Annotated in this window: 1 protein-coding gene and 1 pseudogene; both read right to left on the bottom strand. The window is 52.4% G+C overall.

The window, feature by feature from the left end:
- Window positions 1-167 (bottom strand): annotated as a pseudogene (locus AC23P2_RS31155) (MFS transporter); the annotation flags it as partial.
- A gap of 95 nt (window positions 168-262) precedes the next feature.
- The coding region (locus AC23P2_RS31160) for a rhodanese-like domain-containing protein (protein ID WP_487776800.1) at window positions 263-628 on the bottom strand (366 nt) is incomplete at its 5' end.

Below are 628 nucleotides of genomic sequence, written 5' to 3' on the forward strand. Positions count from 1 at the left end.
GATAGCAGGGCCGTGCGGGCCACCAGGCCAAACTCCTGCTCGGCCAGCTCGGGGAGCAGCGTTCGCTCCAGGCCAATCATTCCCCCAACAAAGCCATTGATGATTACCAGCAGGGTAAACTGGGGCCAGTTCTCCCGCAGCCCCAGGACGGTAGGAATTGTGGACATAACGGTAATTCTTTATAAGGTGGGAAGGAAAAAAAGCATATCGCCTGATGTGGATAGTTATAGCGGTACAAAAGAATCTCCTCCGGGAATATAACTTAGGCCATGTGAAAGGGAAGGTTTCGGCTTTTCCAATCCGGGAATCCTTCTTCCAGGCGCCAAGCCTTAATGCCTTGTTTTTGCAGTTGTTCGACGGCTTCATCAGCAAACACACAGAAGGGGCCCCGGCAGTACACAATCACCGGTTTGTCTTTGGGTAAAGCGGCAATCCGTTCCGAAAGGTGTTCCATCGGGACCGATAAGGCTTGGGGAATGTGTCCGGCCCGGTACTCTTTTTCGGGCCTTACATCCAGGACCACTACATTTTCCTGTCGGACTTTCTCGATCAGCTCGTCGATGGATATTGACTGGAAGGAGTTTTTCTGCTCCCGGAAGTCTTTTAGGGTCCGCTCGATCTGGGCAAA

This window comes from Runella sp. R0.1_18 (assembly GCF_057652155.1).